General features: G+C 65.6%; 15 protein-coding genes, 1 tRNA gene and 2 pseudogenes. 12 read left to right on the top strand and 6 right to left on the bottom strand.

Going from position 1 to position 14276, the window contains the following annotated elements:
• The first annotated feature begins 52 nt into the window (after nt 1–52).
• The 5 genes and pseudogenes from HHA01_RS11235 to HHA01_RS11215 all read left to right on the top strand — a co-directional run.
• Nucleotides 53–547, top strand: a complete 495-nt coding sequence (locus HHA01_RS11235; protein ID WP_218023805.1) for an NUDIX domain-containing protein — start codon at nt 53–55, stop codon at nt 545–547.
• Nucleotides 528–2168 carry a phosphotransferase gene (locus HHA01_RS11230; protein ID WP_141320728.1) on the top strand — a complete coding sequence of 547 codons (1641 nt, stop codon included), beginning with the start codon at nt 528–530 and terminating at the stop codon, nt 2166–2168. Before HHA01_RS11235 ends, HHA01_RS11230 begins: the two co-directional genes overlap by 20 nt.
• Nucleotides 2161–3048, top strand: coding sequence for a GAK system ATP-grasp enzyme (locus tag HHA01_RS11225; RefSeq protein WP_141320726.1), 888 nt, complete (start codon nt 2161–2163; stop codon nt 3046–3048). Before HHA01_RS11230 ends, HHA01_RS11225 begins: the two co-directional genes overlap by 8 nt.
• The gene (locus HHA01_RS11220) at nt 3045–4160 is read left to right on the top strand and encodes an HprK-related kinase B (RefSeq protein WP_141320724.1); all 1116 of its coding nucleotides are present in this window, start codon (nt 3045–3047) and stop codon (nt 4158–4160) included. The genes HHA01_RS11225 and HHA01_RS11220 overlap by 4 nt, the downstream gene beginning before the upstream one ends.
• Nucleotides 4157–5056 (top strand): annotated as a pseudogene (locus tag HHA01_RS11215) (histidine phosphatase family protein); the annotation flags it as partial. The gene HHA01_RS11220 and the pseudogene HHA01_RS11215, both read left to right, overlap by 4 nt.
• On the opposite strand, the pseudogene HHA01_RS15060 reads toward HHA01_RS11215, so the two are convergent.
• Nucleotides 4977–5150 (bottom strand): annotated as a pseudogene (locus tag HHA01_RS15060) (hypothetical protein); the annotation flags it as partial. The pseudogenes HHA01_RS11215 and HHA01_RS15060 sit on opposite strands and share 80 nt — an antisense overlap.
• Between HHA01_RS15060 and HHA01_RS11210 the strand changes: the two are divergent.
• The 3 genes from HHA01_RS11210 to HHA01_RS11200 all read left to right on the top strand — a co-directional run bounded on the left by HHA01_RS11210 (nt 5131) and on the right by HHA01_RS11200 (nt 7642).
• A complete protein-coding gene (locus HHA01_RS11210) occupies nt 5131–5838 on the top strand; it encodes a histidine phosphatase family protein (protein WP_141320721.1) in 708 nt (235 codons plus the stop codon). The pseudogene HHA01_RS15060 and the gene HHA01_RS11210 sit on opposite strands and share 20 nt — an antisense overlap.
• Nucleotides 5839–5930: 92 nt before the next feature.
• Entirely contained in the window at nt 5931–7370 is a 1440-nt protein-coding gene (locus HHA01_RS11205; protein WP_141320719.1) for a metallophosphoesterase, read from the top strand.
• Complete coding sequence (locus tag HHA01_RS11200) at nt 7367–7642, top strand: amphi-Trp domain-containing protein (protein ID WP_141320718.1); 276 nt, start codon at nt 7367–7369, stop codon at nt 7640–7642. The genes HHA01_RS11205 and HHA01_RS11200 overlap by 4 nt, the downstream gene beginning before the upstream one ends.
• Nucleotides 7643–7751: 109 nt before the next feature.
• On the opposite strand, the gene HHA01_RS14955 is transcribed toward HHA01_RS11200, so the two are convergent.
• Both HHA01_RS14955 and relB read right to left on the bottom strand, forming a co-directional pair.
• Complete coding sequence (locus HHA01_RS14955) at nt 7752–7964, bottom strand: type II toxin-antitoxin system RelE/ParE family toxin (RefSeq protein WP_281285699.1); 213 nt, start codon at nt 7962–7964, stop codon at nt 7752–7754.
• A gap of 59 nt (nt 7965–8023) precedes the next feature.
• Complete coding sequence (relB, locus tag HHA01_RS11190) at nt 8024–8221, bottom strand: type II toxin-antitoxin system RelB family antitoxin (protein WP_141320717.1); 198 nt, start codon at nt 8219–8221, stop codon at nt 8024–8026.
• Nucleotides 8222–8567: 346 nt separating this feature from the next.
• Between relB and HHA01_RS14855 the strand changes: the two genes are divergently transcribed.
• Complete coding sequence (locus tag HHA01_RS14855) at nt 8568–8792, top strand: PIN domain-containing protein (protein WP_218023804.1); 225 nt, start codon at nt 8568–8570, stop codon at nt 8790–8792.
• Nucleotides 8793–9034: 242 nt separating this feature from the next.
• Here HHA01_RS14855 and HHA01_RS11180 read toward each other — a convergent pair whose 3' ends face one another.
• On the bottom strand, nt 9035–9973 hold the full coding sequence (locus tag HHA01_RS11180; protein ID WP_141320715.1) for a DMT family transporter: 939 nt from the start codon (nt 9971–9973) through the stop codon (nt 9035–9037).
• 94 nt (nt 9974–10067) lie between these two features.
• On the opposite strand from HHA01_RS11180, the gene HHA01_RS11175 reads away from it, so the two are divergent.
• Nucleotides 10068–10988 (top strand): LysR substrate-binding domain-containing protein, encoded by a 921-nt coding sequence (locus HHA01_RS11175; protein ID WP_141320713.1) that lies wholly within the window; start codon nt 10068–10070, stop codon nt 10986–10988.
• 182 nt (nt 10989–11170) lie between these two features.
• On the top strand, nt 11171–12319 hold the full coding sequence (locus tag HHA01_RS11170) for an alpha-hydroxy acid oxidase (protein ID WP_141320712.1): 1149 nt from the start codon (nt 11171–11173) through the stop codon (nt 12317–12319).
• Nucleotides 12320–12474: 155 nt separating this feature from the next.
• Here the strand turns inward: HHA01_RS11170 and HHA01_RS11165 are convergent.
• Nucleotides 12475–12551, bottom strand: a tRNA-Pro gene (locus HHA01_RS11165).
• 105 nt (nt 12552–12656) lie between these two features.
• On the bottom strand, nt 12657–13658 hold the full coding sequence (gene ispB / locus HHA01_RS11160) for an octaprenyl diphosphate synthase (RefSeq protein WP_141320710.1): 1002 nt from the start codon (nt 13656–13658) through the stop codon (nt 12657–12659).
• Nucleotides 13659–13937: 279 nt separating this feature from the next.
• On the opposite strand from ispB, the gene rplU reads away from it, so the two are divergent.
• Nucleotides 13938–14249, top strand: coding sequence for a 50S ribosomal protein L21 (gene rplU / locus HHA01_RS11155; RefSeq protein ID WP_141320709.1), 312 nt, complete (start codon nt 13938–13940; stop codon nt 14247–14249).
• Nucleotides 14250–14276: the final 27 nt, after the last annotated feature.

Here is a 14276-nt window from a genome sequence, read left to right as displayed (position 1 = left end):
CATCTGAAATGTGGCATGCTGGAGGTCCCGCTGAAGTTCGAGTGACCCGAGTATGGCCGAGCTGATCCCCGGCGTGCGCAATGCGGCCAGGGCGTTGATTGTGCGCGACTCGCATCTACTGCTGTTGCACAAGCAGGGCGGCCTCCATGCCCTGCCGGGCGGTGGCCAGGAGACCGGTGAAACCCTGCTCGAGGCCCTGCAGCGCGAATGTCGCGAGGAAATCGGCTGCGAGGTGTTGGCCCCCGAGCTGCTGCGCGTCAGCGATTATTTCAAGCTCAAGCAGAGCGACCCGCCCACCCGGCGCCACCAGGTGGACTTCCTGTTCCGCTGTCGGGTAGCGGCCGACTATGTGCCGCACAACGGCCCCAGTCCCGACAAGCGCCAGACCGGTGTCGCCTGGCTGCCGGTGGCGTCGCTGCCGGACTGTCGCTTCTCGCCGGCCTATCTGGGCGAGGTGTTGCCGGAGGTGCTGGCGTCCGGGATCTCTTCCGCGGCCCCGAGCGGGCCACTCTACATGGGCGAGTTTCATGACCTCGCGACTTCCTGAAGGCCTGCAGGACAACCTGCGTTTCCTGTGTGTCGAGGTCGACTCGCAACTGGCCAATCTGCAGGCCTTCCTGGAAGCTCCGAGCGCGGCCATTGCTCGGCGCGTGTCTGATCGCGATGGCTATGCGCGCAATCTCAAGATGCGCATTCACGCCGAGTGCGTGCGCCTGCTGTCGCGCAAGAAGACCGGCGAGGCCCGGCGCCGCGTCCTGCGCAGCCTGGAGATGGTGGCCACCGATCTCGACCGTCTGACCGAGCTTGGCCGCGCCAGTATCCGTCAGCTCGGCGGTGTCGACGACCTGTCGGCGCTGTCGCCGGCCGCCTTCGACGCCATGATCGAGCTGGTGCGCTCGGGCATCGGCCAGGTCGAGACGGCCCTGCTCGACAGCGACACCCAGCGTGCCCTGGAAGTCGGGCGTCTGCAGGAGAAGCTGCAGAAACGGGCCCGCAAGCGCATCGACGAGGGCGTGGCGGCTCTCAAGAAGCCCGACAACAACACCGAGGACCTGACGCGGGCGCTGTTCGTGGCCCAGATCAGCCAGCAGATGGGCGACGTGCTGCGCCACCTCAGTGAAGTCATCATCTCGGCCAACCTCGGCCAGTCGGTGAACTTCGAGCGGTACTATTCCCTTCAGTCGCTGGTCGAGGAGCTGGCGGCGGGCGAGGGCGATGAACTCAGCCTGGCGCCCATTGCCGAGACGCGTTCCGGCAGCCGTATCTCGGGCATCTCGAACGGCGATGACGACGACTATGTGGCGGTCTTCAAGGACGGCCTGAAGCGCAAGGTCAAGGAAGAGCGCCAGGGCGTCGAGAGCTGGCACGAGATCTACCCGGGCCTGGCGCCGAAGATTCTCTCCTACAGGAAACGCGGGCAGTCCGCGGCCCTGCTCATCGAGCATCTGCCGGGGCTGACCTTCGAGAACATCCTCCTCAATGAGTCACCCGAGCTGCTCGATGACGCCCTCCAGCGCCTGACCCGGACTCTCAAGTCGGTATGGCGCGAGACCTGGACCGCCCAGTCGGTGGCGGCGGGCTACATGCAGCAGCTCGAGAAGCGCCTCGACGAGGTCTACAAGATTCACCCGGAATTCAGGAACAGTGGCGCCTCGCTGTGCGGGGTCGAGCTGCTGGCCTTCGATGACCTGGTGGCGCGTGCCAGGCGCCGGGAAGCCGACTTGCCGGCGCCGTTTTCGGTGTATATTCACGGCGATTTCAACGTCGACAACATCATCTATGACCCCCTGGAGCGACGCATCAACTTCATCGATCTGCATCGCTCCAGCTACATGGATTACGTGCAGGATGTCTCGGTGTTCATGGTCTCCAACTACCGCCTGCAGATCCGCGATGTCCCGCTGCGTCAGCGCATCATGGGCCTGGCCCGGGAGTTCTATCGCGTGGCGCGTCGCTACGCCGTCAGCCAGGGCGACACCACCTTCGAGCTGCGGCTGGCGCTGGGGCTGGCGCGTTCCTTCGCCACCTCGACGCGTTTCATCCTCGACCCGTCACTGGCCAATGCCATGTTCCTGCGTGCCCGCTATCTGCTCGAGCGGGTCCTGGCGGCCGACCTCGACAAGGCGGACCGTTTCCGACTGCCCCTGAAGGAGATTTTCGTTGACTAACCCCAGGATCGGTGTGGTCGGTATCCCCGGAAAGTGGTCCACGGAAGTGCTGGCCGATGCCATCGAGCAGCGCACCGGCTTTCGCGCGGTGATCGACCTGCAGCGTGTCAGCCTCGACCTGGCCAGCGGCCGTCTCGAGCATGACGGCCGCGACATCGGCGAGCTGGATGCGCTGATCGTCAAGAAGATCAGCGCCGAGTACAGCCCGGCGACGCTGGATCGCCTGGAGCTGCTGCGCATGGCCGAGGCGCGCGGCGTGCGCGTGTTCAGCGGGCCCGAGAAGATGCGCGGCCTGATCAATCGCCTGGATGGCACCCTGACGCTGCACCAGGCCGGCATCCCCATGCCCGAGACGCTGATCACCGAGGATCTCGATAGCGCCTGCCGCGCCGTACAGCGCTATGGCGAGGCGGTGTTCAAGCCGTTGTTCTCGACCAAGGCGCGCGGCATGGGCGTGATCTCCGCGGACCAGCCCGAGGAGATGCTGCGGGCCGAAGTGGCGGCCTTTCAGCGCGACAATCCTATGCTCTACCTGCAGCGCCGGGTGGAACTGCCCGGTCGCGATCTGGGCATGGTGTTTGTCGGTGGTCACTACCTCGGCACCTATGCGCGGGTGCCACAGGATGGCGCGAGCTGGAATACCACCATCCACAGCGGGGGCCGCTATGAGGCCTTTACCCCGGACGCCTCGCTCATCGACCTGGCCACCCGCGCCCAGGCGCCGTTCGGACTGGACTTCACCACCGTGGACGTGGCGGAGACGCCCGACGGCCCGATCGTCTTCGAGGTCTCGGCCTTCGGCGGCTTCCGTGGCGCCCTGGAGGGGGCGGGCATCGATGCCGCCGGCGCCTACCTCGACCACGTGCTGAGCCAGCTATGAGCGTGCCGAACGCCTGCCCGGCGGGATATGCCGAGATACTGCGTGGCGAGGCGCGCCTGCTCGAGGCGCCGCTGGTGCTGGCCATGGGCGACTGCAGCCTGCGCCTGCGCAGCAATTCGCCGGCCATGCTCGAGCGCCTGGGCGAGTACTTCGCGCACTGCCGGTGTGACGCCGCCGAGGCCCCGCCGGAGTGTCTCGACCTCGAGATCATCGAGGGGGCGCCGCCGGCCCTGGCGGTCGACTTCATCGACTGGTCTCGGGAGCCCGGCAAGCAGGGGCGCAAGGACAGCTATCATGACCTGCCGGGCGGGCGACTGGTGCGCAAGGTGCGCACCGGCCTGGTCTTTTTGCAGAGTGCCGATCAACGCATGGCCGCCGGCCCCTGCCTGGCGCATGACAACCAGGTGATCAACTTCATCCTCGCCCAGACCATGAACCATCTTCAGCAGCGTGGCTGGCAGGTCTGTCATGCCGCCGCGCTGGTCGGCGCCGGTGGGGCGGTGGCCATCGCCGGCTTCTCCGGCGGCGGCAAGTCGACCGCCATGCTGCACGCCATGGACATCCCCGGGGCGCGCTTTCTGACCAATGACCGGCTCTTCCTCAAGCGCCAGGGCGAGGCCCTGCAGGCCGCGGGCGTGCCCAAGCAGCCGCGCATCAACCCCGGCACCGCCTTGCACAACCCCCGCCTGGTGGAGCTGTTGCCGGAGGCGCGTCGGGCGGCCCTGCGGACGCTGTCCAGCGCCGAGCTGTGGTCGCTGGAGGAGAAGTACGATGTGCCCGTGTCTGATATCTACGGCCCGGAGCGCAGCGTCTCGCGGGCGCCGCTGGGGGCCCTGGTCATCCTCGACTGGCAGCGCGACGCGGCGCAGCCGCTGACCATGAGGCGCATCGACCCGCGGCAGCACCCCGAGCTGCTGGCCGCCGTCATGAAGTCGCCGGGGCCCTTCTATCAGGCACCGGATGGCAGCTTTCAGGCCGATGGCGAGACGCTCAATGCCGAGCCCTATCAGGACCTGCTTGCGACGACACCCGTCTACGCTGTCAGGGGTGGCGTCGATTTTGCCGCCCTCGTCGAAGATCATCTCAAGCCCTTGATGGAGCGCCCGGCATGACCCGAGAACTCCTCCTCCTGCGCCACGGCAAGTCCGACTGGTCGAAGCCCGTCAGTGATTTCCAGCGTCCGCTGAAAAAGCGCGGCAAGCTCGGTGCCCAGCGCATCGGCGACTGGCTGGCCGAGTATGAGCTTGTGCCCCAACGCATACTCAGTTCGCCGGCCGAGCGGGCGCGAGCCACCGCCGAGAAGTGTGCCAAGGCCATGGGCCGCACGGCAGCCGAGGTGACACTCGAGCCCAGCCTCTACGAGGCCGATGCGGAGGAGCTGGCGCGCCTGGTTGCCGCCAGTGGCGACGAGGTCGAGCGGCTGATGGTGGTGGGCCACAATCCGGCACTGGAAGAGTTCGCCGACTGGCTGCTGCCCGACCCGCTGCCCGAGGGCGACGACGGCAAGCGCCTGCCCACCGCCACCCTGGTGCGGCTGGCGGTGGAGGGCAGCTGGTCGTCCCTGACCGCCGGCAACGCCCGCTTGCTGGAAGTGCAGCGGGCCAAGACCCTGCCCGAAGGTTTCGTCTTCGCCACGCCCGACGGCATCGAACGGCGTCCGCGGCCGGCCTACTACTACACCCAGTCAGCCGTGATGCCGTTTCGCTGGCGTGATGGCCAGCTCGAGGTGCTGTTGATCGGCTCCAGCAGCAATCGCCACTGGAGCCTGCCCAAGGGCATCGTCGAGCCCGGCCTGAGCGCGGCGCAATCGGCCCTCAAGGAGGCCCGCGAGGAAGCCGGCATCAGCGGCGAGATCGCCGAGGTGACGCCCGGCCATTACCCGCATGCCAAGTGGGGCGCCCGCTGTGGGGTGACGCTGTTCGCCATGCGCGTCGATGACCAGCTGCCCGAGCAGCACCGCGAGGAGCCCCAGCGAACGCGGCGCTGGCTGCCCGCCGCAGCGGCCACCGAGCACCTCGAACAGCCTTCGCTGGTGGTCGAGCTGCGCTCGCTGATCGAACGCCTGCAGGCCGAGGGGCCGGCATGACGTCGCCACGCACCATTGCGGCGCTGATCCGGCATGGTGACTACCAGCAGTTGCCGGACACGCCCAGCGCTCATCAGCCCTTCCCGCTGACCGAGCTCGGCCGGCGCCAGGCGCGTGCGGCCTGTCGGATGCTCTACGAGTTGCTCCAGGCGGAAGGCTGGCAGCTGGCCGAGGTGGTGGACAGCTCAGCACTGCTGCGTGCCTGGCAGACGGCCGGCTACCTGCGTGACGGCCTGGCCACGGCGTCTCCCGGCCTGCGGGTCGAGAGCTTCATGGCACTGGCCGAACGCGGCCTGGGCACGGCCGCCAATCTGAGCGCCGAACAGATCCGCCGGGTCGTGGCCGCCGATCCGCGCTGCGGGGAGTTGCCGGAGGACTGGAAATCGAATCCGCATTTCTGCCTGCCGCTGCCGGGCGCCGAGTCCCTGATGACGGCCGGCGAACGCGTCGCCCGACACCTCGAGACCCGCATGCAGGCCCTGGCCGAGGAGGCATCAATGGATAGCGTCAAGCTGTTCGTCGGCCATGGCGCGGCCTTTCGTCATGCCGCCCATCATCTCGGCGTGCTGGCGGCCGAAGATATTCCCCGCCTGAGCATGCATCACGCCAGCCCGGTGCTGGTGGAGCGCCTGGCGGATGGCGGCTGGCGTCACATCGCCGGCCACTGGAAGGTACGCCAGCGTGACGACGCTCACGCCGACTGAGTCGCGCACCCCGGGGTGACTGTCATGGCCTCGTCATCCGGTTGCAATACGCTGCTCGGTTGGACCCATTTCGCGTTTTCCGGAGCCCGCGCATGGCGAAAGGCAAAGCCAGCAAGAAGGCCGACCACAAGGCTGACCGCAAGGTCGACAAGAAGGCGGGCAAAAGGGGCGGCAAGAAGGCAGCGTCCGCTGCCACGCGCCGGCTGTCACGGCATCTGCCGCGCTACCAGGGGGCCGACTGGCTGCCGCATGCCCTGCCGACCCGGGCGGAGGTCTGGACGCCCGATGACGCGCCGGGTCGCCTCCAGCAGGCCCTGGCCGGCAACGCCGCGAGCTGGCCGGCGCGGCGCGTCTTCTTTATCTCCGATCCGCATGCCGACGCCGAAGCCTTCGAGGCCTCGCTGGTGGCCAGCGGCGGTGTCAGCAAGAGCGGCCCCGGCCTCGGCGACTTCACACTGACCAGGCCGGGCCGCAAGGGGCGCTTCATCATCGGCGGCGACTGCCTCGACAAGGGGCCCAGCAACCTGGCCATGCTGCGCAGCCTGCAGCAACTCATCGACAGCGGTGCCCGGGTCACCCTGCTCGCCGGCAACCACGACATGCGGCTGCTGATGGGCCTGATGGCGCTGGAACGGCTACGCTCGCCGCGCACCGAACACCTTTTCGTGCGCATGGGCCACAAGGTCATCCCCTTGCTGCAGGAGGTCCATGCCGAGTACCTGGACGACCGGGCCAACGCGCTTTCCGGGATTCCCTCGAACAAGGTCTGCCGGCGTCGTCTGTTCCCCCGCGACTCCTGGTTCGAGACCTTTCCGGCGCAGGCCGAGAGCGTCATGCCCGAAGGGGCCATCGACAAGGAGCTGGCCCGCCTGCGCAAGAAGGTCGGCCACTTCGAAGCCGCCTGCGACAAGGCTGGCCTGTCGCTGCGTCAGGTCTACGCGGCCGCCCTCAAGCTGCGCGAGCTCTTTCTGCATCCCAAGGGCGAGTTCGCCTGGTTCTTCCAGCGCATGTGCCTGGCCCATCGCGAAGGCGCTTTTCTGTTCGTGCATGCCGGACTCGATGACGAGGTCGCCGGGATCATCGCCGCGGAGGGCGTGGCGGGGCTCAACCGGCGTTTCGACAGGGCCGTGGTCGAGGACCCTTGTGGCTTCTATTACGGCGCCCTGGCCAACACCCTGCGCACCAAGTATCGCTCGGTCGACTTTCCCCTGACCGAACCCGGGATGGCGCGCCTGCACGAGCAGGGCCTGCAGGTGGTGGTGCATGGCCACATCAACCTCACCCGCGGCCAGCAGTGGCGGATGCGCTCCGGCATGCTGCACCTCGACGGCGATATCACCCTGGATCGCCACTCACGGCGCAAGGAAGGCCTGGCGGGCTCGGGCATGGGCGCTACCATCATTCACCCGGCGGGGCAGGTGATCGGCATCAGCAATGATTACCCGCATGCCAGGGTCTTCGACCCGGCGCACGACCTCGCCGCCGCCACCTCACGGGCGTCGTCCCCCAAGTCAAAGGCTGCATCGTCATGAAGACCGAAAAGAACCTCTTCCGGCACGAATCCCTGCAGAGCATCAAGGGCGCCCAGGACATCCTCAAGGCCATCACCAAGGGGCTGGCCAAGGGCGTGCTGTCCTTCTCCGATGACCACGGCGAAATCCGCCTGGCACCCAGGGGGCTTTTGCACCTCAAGGTCACGGCACGCAAGGAAGACGACTACCACCGGCTGGACATCCGCCTCTCCTGGCAGGCCAGCAACGGCGCCTCGAAGAAGTCCAATCTGCAGATCAATCATGACGGGTGACGGGGCCGGGAGCAAGCCATGACGCTTTGACGGTGCCGCACTCAGGCTTTGCGGCCATGGTTACATGTTGCACTTTGCCATTGAGACAGCCGATCTTGAATCTCGGGGATCAGGGGTAGTTTTGGCGAGCGTGGACCACGGACGTGACCTCGATACGATCCGTCACCTGGTAGACCACGATGAAATTCGGGTGGGCAACAATCTCTCGCGTGCCGGGCACGCGGCCGACCTGGTGCAGGTAGGGGGGTTCGGCCACCGACGCTACGGCCGCCTCGATGCGGGTGCGCAGTTGCCGGGCGGCCTGGGGGTCGCGTTCGGCGATTTAGGTGATCAGCTCAATCAGGTCGGCAATGGCATCGTCACGCCAGTGGATCGGCAGGCTCACGACGTCTTGCCGTTCTGGCGCCGTGCCGCGTCCTCGATGATCGCGTCGGCCTTGGCCATGACTTGGTCATGGGGCTGCCCCTGTCCCGGGTTATCGAGGCTGTGCTGGACCTTGGCTCGAAACCAACGATCATAGCTGTCGGCCTGCTCCTGGGTCGCGAATTCCGAGACGATCGGGTCTAGTTGGTCGCTCATGGGCGCGTCTCCTTGGTTGCTACCAGTCTAGTCGGCGTCGCCATTCTGGTACAGCGATCTGGCGAGCGACCGCAGGCCGTGGGGGTCGCTATTGTTGAGGGTGTCAGGATCCTGGGCGTCTGTCGAGGTCCTTCCTGGCTGACCAGGCTCAGGGTCTGAACCTTTGTGGTCGTCTACCACGTGTGCGTGCTCTACCCTGCGCCATTGCGGGACCTGCTGATGCGACTGGCCACCTCGGGGCTCTATGCGGCGCGCTGGACAGAACAGGTCCACGCCGAGTGGACGCGCAACCTACTGCACAAGCGCCCGGAACCTGGCTGAGGCGCTACCGCGAACTGTCGAGTTGATGAATCGTGCGGTGCCGGATGCCCTGGTCACCGGGCATGAGCCGTGGATCTCAGCGGTTGAGTTGCCCGACCCCGATGACCGGCATGTACTGGCAGCGGCGATTCGCAGTGGGGCGCAACTGATTGTCACTTTCAACTTGAAGAACTTCTCTACCGACACCCTGGCCGCCTGTGGTCTGATCGTCACCGCTGACAGGCTACGGGAGTTCATTGATGTGCTGTAACTGTTAGCAGGGTCATGATGAGGTGGGGGAGAGTTCACGGAGGGCTGTTTATCTTGAATCGAACCGGCACCGGCTGTATATACGCCTCTCCTGGCAGACCAAAAACGGCGCCTGGAAGAAGTCCAACCTGCCGACCCGTCATGACGAATGAGCGGCATCTTGATCGGCCATCTATGTCACCAAGTCTTGGTCACAAAGGCTGAAGGTCTCCACTATTTTCCCATGTCTCTACGTTCCTGGGCCTATGACGTACTAATGCGTCCGGAGCGGTGCCTCAGCACCAGCAGGCCTGATGCGAGGATCAGGCTCATGCCCAGCCAGGTCATTCCGTCGGGGACTTCATGGAACAGCAGGTAGCCCCAGAGGCTGGCAAACAGCAGGTAGGCGTAATCGAAGGTGCCGATCAGCGCGGAGGGGGCGACCTGGTAGGCCTTCGCCACACTGGTGTTCACGGCCACCATTAACAGGGCGTAGGCGACGATGATGATGAGTTCATCGTGGCCGATGGGCTGCCAGGTGGCAAACAGGAAGGGCGACTGCTCGGCGAGGAATGAGGTGTCGGTGAAGGCGAGCAGGATGCTGACACCGCCACCGGCCACCAGGAAGGCCAGGTTCAACCCCAGTGCCAGTGTCAACGGGTGCTCCTTCTGACAGTAACGCCTTGTCGCCACCATCGCCAGGGCATACAGCACTGCCGCCAGGACCGGCAGTAGTGTTGCGGGCTCGAAGGCGTCGCCGGTGGGACGGAGCACCACCACGACCCCGACGAAGCCGCACAGGATACCGCCCCATATTCTGATGGAGAGGCGCTCTCGGGCGCCCATGGAGGCCAGGATGGCGATGAACAACGGCGTCGTGTAAATGGCAACTGCCGCCACGGACAAAGGTATCAAGGGCAGGGCCATATAGTAGGCCATCCACATCAGCAACAGCAGCAGGCTCCTGATGCCGACCCAGCGCCATGATATGAGGGGCAGGGGACGTGCTTTTCGCTGGGCTATGATCAGCCCGACCAGGGTGGGCAACGAGACCGATGAGGCGAGGACATAGAGTTGCCACAGGGTGATGCTTGCGCTTAGATACTTGACGAGAGCGTCGGCGAGGGCGAGTAGAAAGACGGCTCCCACGATCAAGTTCACGCCTCGAGCTGTGTTGTCTTCATGCGTATCATCTACCGTCATCACGGGCTCTCCTGCTGGGATTCGACAAGCAGAGTGCCGATTTTTCGGTCAGCCACTCAAACGATTTCTCGGCCCTTTTACATAAGGGGAAATTATGGATTCGCCCACCAAGTCCTTGCCCCCGCTCGCGACGCTACGACCTTTCGAGGCCGCCGCAAGACTCGAGAGCTTCACGCGTGCCGCCGCCGAGCTACACCTGACGCAGGCTGCGATAAGCCGGCAGATACGACTGTTGGAAGAGGATCTGGGGGTGACGCTCTTCGAACGAAGTCACCGCCGTGTCTTCCTGACCCGCGAAGGGCGTGAGTTCGGTCGGACGGTATCGCAGGCCCTGGACAGCATCGCCACCGATGCACGCGCGCTGAGGGGCGATATCGGGGATAAGCAGGTGGTGTTGTTCTGCCAGCTGTGCGAAGCCTTCTACTGGCTCATGCCGCGTCTGGATGATTTCAACCGACGCCACCCCGAGCTGGATATCAAGCTGGCGACATCGACGCGCCCGATCACGGAATTCGACGAGCCCTTCGATGTCGCCCTGCAGACCAGCGGGCGCCCCAGTGGCACTCATCAACTGACATTGACGGCCGCGGACGAGATCTTTCCCGTATGCAGTCCCGCCTATCTGGAAGGACCGGCGGGTTCATTGCGCCTCGATGACCTGCCGGGTCATCGGCTGTTGCACTATCGGGTCGAGCCGGCGGACTGGCTAGAATGGCCGGACTGGTTCCGGGCCGTGGGGCGTGGCGACCTCGCTCTTGGGGAGGGCGTGGACTTCGACAGCTATCCACTGTTGCTGCAGGCGGCGGTCGCCGGACAGGGGATCGCCCTGGGCTGGCGGCGCACCACGCAGCGCCTTATCGACAGTGGCGAGCTGATTCGGCCCGTCGTGGAAAGTCTGCCGCAGCGGGATGCCATCGCCATCTATACCCGACGGGGAACATCGCGGCGAGCTGCCACCCAGGCGCTGCTGGGGTGGCTGGACGAACGGCTGGGAGGAGGCTCGCTCCCGTCGTGACAATGAAAAGGTTTTCGTGAGGGCCTGCAGCTTATGCCGTAAAGGCTGTTGCACTCAAGACCTGCATCCGTAGAGCGTCGGCTTGTCGCGACCGCGATGGGCGAGGGTATACTGAGCCCCGGTGGCCCCTGATGCGAGCGACCCGAGAGGTGGCTGCCTGACACGGAAGGAGTTGATAGCGCATGACCATCACCTGTGTAGATGACCTGCAGCGCCTGGCGCGTCGTCGTGTTCCCCGCATGTTCTATGACTACGCCGACTCGGGTTCCTGGACCGAGACCACCTACCACGCCAATGAAACGGACCTGGCGGCGATTCGCTTTCGCCAGAAAGTCATGGTCGACATGTCGAACCGTCAGTTGGGCACGACCATGCTCGGCGAATCGTTGGCCATGCCCGTGGCCATCGCCCCGACAGGGCTGGCCGGCATGCAGCATGCCGATGGCGAGATCCTCGCGGCCCGCGCCGCCGAGCGCTTCGGCATTCCCTACACGCTTTCGACCATGAGCATCTGCTCCATCGAGGACGTGGCCGCCCACACCTCGCGCCCGATCTGGTTCCAGCTCTACGTCATGAAGGACAAGGACTACATCGCCCGGCTGATCGATCGCGCCAGGGCGGCGGGCTGCTCGGCGCTGGTGCTGACCGCCGACCTGCAGATCATGGGTCAGCGCCACAAGGATGTGATCAACGGCCTCTCGGTCCCGCCGAAACCGACGTTGCCGACCATTGCCAACCTGGCCACCAAGTGGCGCTGGGGGCTCGGCATGCTGCGCACCAAGCGCCGCACCTTCGGTAACATCGCCGGGCATGTGGACGATGCGACCAACCTCGAATCGCTGGCGGCCTGGACCGCCTCCCAGTTCGACACCTCGTTGAGCTGGGACGATATCAAGTGGATCAAGGACCGCTGGGGCGGCAAGTTGATCATCAAGGGCATCATGGAGCCGGAAGACGCCCGGTCGGCCGTCGATGCCGGCGCCGACGCCATCATCGTCTCCAACCACGGCGGCCGCCAGCTCGATGGCGCGCTGTCCTCGATCCAGGCTCTGCCGGGCATCGTCGCCGCGGTCGGCGATCGGGTCGAGGTGCACATGGATGGTGGGATCCGCTCCGGCCAGGACGTGCTCAAGGCCATCGCCCTCGGCGCTAGGGGCGTCTACATCGGCCGCGCCTACCTCTACGGGCTCGGCGCCAAGGGCGAAGAAGGCGTCAGCGAATGTCTCGAAATCATCCGCAAGGAACTCGACACCACCCTTGCCCTTTGCGGCCTGCGCGATATCCAGGACGTGACCAGCGACATCCTGGTGCCCGGTACCTACCCGGAGTAGTGACTCGGCACTCCATGCGGACTAGTAACTAGTGGAAGCCGGCCGCTGCTGATGGACAAGGGGGGGCCGACGAGGGGGCGGTGATGTCGCCTGGCTGCCGCAACGAAAAACGGCCACCGCTCGTTTGAGCTAAGTGGCCGTTTTTACGGAATTCCTGGTCGGAGTAGCAGGATTCGAACCTACGACCTCTGCCTCCCGAAGGCAGCGCTCTACCAAGCTGAGCTATACTCCGATTCTTTTTGATTGTTGGCCTTGCGGCCGACAACGGATGCGTATTATACGTTTTTTGGGGCTGCGTGCAAGCCCCTGTTGCGCCGTGGTGCCCCGGCGGCGGGGGTCAGGTCTGGCGGTCGACGGCCTGTCGGGCGAGCATGGCCATGCGGTCGCGGTACTCGGAGGGCGGCAGCTTGTCGAGCTCGGCCAGGGCCTTGTCGGCCATGTCGTCGGCGCGGCGCTGGGTGTAGTCCAGGGCGCCGGTCTCGTGCACGATGCTCAGCACTTCGTCGAGCCGCTCGAGGCCGCCCTGGCGGATCGCCTGGCGAATCACCTTGGCCTGCTCAGGGGTGCCGGTGGCCATGGCCTGGATCAGCGGCAGGGTGGGCTTGCCCTCGGCGAGATCATCGCCGACGTTCTTGCCCATGGCCGTGGCGTCGCCGCGGTAGTCGAGGAGGTCGTCGACGAGCTGGAAGGCCAGCCCCAGGTAGCGGCCGTAGGCCTGCAGGGCGGCTTCCTGCTCGGGGGTGGCGTCGGCGATCAGGGCACCGCAGTGGGAAGCCGCCTCGAAGAGCATGGCGGTCTTGCCCTGGATGGTCTCGAAGTAGGCGGCTTCGTCGACGTCCGGGTTGCCCACATTGGTCAGCTGCTGGACCTCGCCCTCGGCGATGGTGCAGGTGGCGGCGGAGAGCACTTCCATGATGCGCATGGAGCCGACGCCGACCATCATCTGGAAGGAGCGCGAGTAGAGGAAGTCGCCGACCAGCACCGAGGGCGCGTTGCCCCAGGCGTCGTTGGCGGTGGCGCGGCCGCGGCGCAGGTGCGATTCATCGACCACGTCGTCATGCAGCAGCGTGGAGGTGTGCATGAACTCGATCAGGGTGGCCAGGGTGATGTGCTTGTCGCCGTCATAGCCCAGGGCGCGCGCCGCCAGCAGCACCAGCAGCGGGCGCATGCGCTTGCCGCCGCTGTCGACGATGTACTGGGCGATGGCCTCGACCAGCGGGATGCGCGAGGCGAGCTGGGTCTGGATGGTGTGGTTGACGGCGTCGAAGTCGTGGGCGACCACCGCGTGGATGGGCGTGTCGGGCGTGCTGAGCTGTGTCGGCGCGGTGGTGGCTGGCATGGGGGCAATAATCGTGGCAGTGCGATGAGAGGGGGATGACGAGCCGCGCTGGCAGGCGGCGTGATCCGTTGAGTGCCATGCTATGGGCCCCCCTGTGGGGCGTCAAGCGTGCCGATCCGGGGGCGGCCGGTCGGCGCTGCTGGCAGTTGAAGGTGCGGGCTTTCATCGTTATAATCCGCGACCCACTCATCTCGCTCCCTGTCAGATGGTACCAAGAGGGGTGCCACTCGAAGCAGGCCGACGAAGAGCCAACCCCTGATGAGTCCTGGAGAGAGACACATGTACGCAGTTATCAAGAGCGGTGGCAAGCAGTACCGCGTTCAGGAAGGCCAGACGCTCAAGCTCGAGAAGCTGGAAGTGCCGACCGGCGACACCATCGAGTTCGATGATGTCCTGCTGGTGGGCAACGATGATGACGTCACGGTCGGTGCGCCGAACGTCGACGGTGCCAAGGTCTCCGCCGAGGTCGTGTCCCACGGCCGTGGTGACAAGATCAAGATCATCAAGTTCCGTCGCCGCAAGCACAGCATGACGCGCAAGGGCCACCGCCAGTGGTTCACTGAAGTCAAGATCACCGGGATCTCCGCGTAAGCGGTCCATCCCCTGAACGAGCGAGGT

Source organism: Halomonas halmophila (assembly GCF_006540005.1).
GTDB classification, from domain to species: domain Bacteria; phylum Pseudomonadota; class Gammaproteobacteria; order Pseudomonadales; family Halomonadaceae; genus Halomonas; species Halomonas halmophila.
Note: the sequence above shows the minus strand (reverse complement) of the source record. Positions and strands in the feature narration are given on the sequence as shown.

What these genes read in the sequence shown, in the direction of transcription:
- HHA01_RS11235 (WP_218023805.1), top strand. Translation starts at nt 53, where the DNA reads ATGGCCGAGCTGATCCCCGGCGTGCGCAATGCGGCCAGGGCGTTGATT.
- HHA01_RS11230 (WP_141320728.1), top strand. Translation starts at nt 528, where the DNA reads ATGACCTCGCGACTTCCTGAAGGCCTGCAGGACAACCTGCGTTTCCTG.
- HHA01_RS11220 (WP_141320724.1), top strand. Translation starts at nt 3,045, where the DNA reads ATGAGCGTGCCGAACGCCTGCCCGGCGGGATATGCCGAGATACTGCGT.
- HHA01_RS11210 (WP_141320721.1), top strand. Translation starts at nt 5,131, where the DNA reads ATGACGTCGCCACGCACCATTGCGGCGCTGATCCGGCATGGTGACTAC.
- HHA01_RS11205 (WP_141320719.1), top strand. Translation starts at nt 5,931, where the DNA reads ATGGCGAAAGGCAAAGCCAGCAAGAAGGCCGACCACAAGGCTGACCGC.
- HHA01_RS11200 (WP_141320718.1), top strand. Translation starts at nt 7,367, where the DNA reads ATGAAGACCGAAAAGAACCTCTTCCGGCACGAATCCCTGCAGAGCATC.
- relB (WP_141320717.1), bottom strand. Translation starts at nt 8,221, where the DNA reads ATGAGCGACCAACTAGACCCGATCGTCTCGGAATTCGCGACCCAGGAG.
- HHA01_RS14855 (WP_218023804.1), top strand. Translation starts at nt 8,568, where the DNA reads ATGAATCGTGCGGTGCCGGATGCCCTGGTCACCGGGCATGAGCCGTGG.
- HHA01_RS11180 (WP_141320715.1), bottom strand. Translation starts at nt 9,973, where the DNA reads ATGACGGTAGATGATACGCATGAAGACAACACAGCTCGAGGCGTGAAC.
- HHA01_RS11175 (WP_141320713.1), top strand. Translation starts at nt 10,068, where the DNA reads ATGGATTCGCCCACCAAGTCCTTGCCCCCGCTCGCGACGCTACGACCT.
- HHA01_RS11170 (WP_141320712.1), top strand. Translation starts at nt 11,171, where the DNA reads ATGACCATCACCTGTGTAGATGACCTGCAGCGCCTGGCGCGTCGTCGT.
- ispB (WP_141320710.1), bottom strand. Translation starts at nt 13,658, where the DNA reads ATGCCAGCCACCACCGCGCCGACACAGCTCAGCACGCCCGACACGCCC.
- rplU (WP_141320709.1), top strand. Translation starts at nt 13,938, where the DNA reads ATGTACGCAGTTATCAAGAGCGGTGGCAAGCAGTACCGCGTTCAGGAA.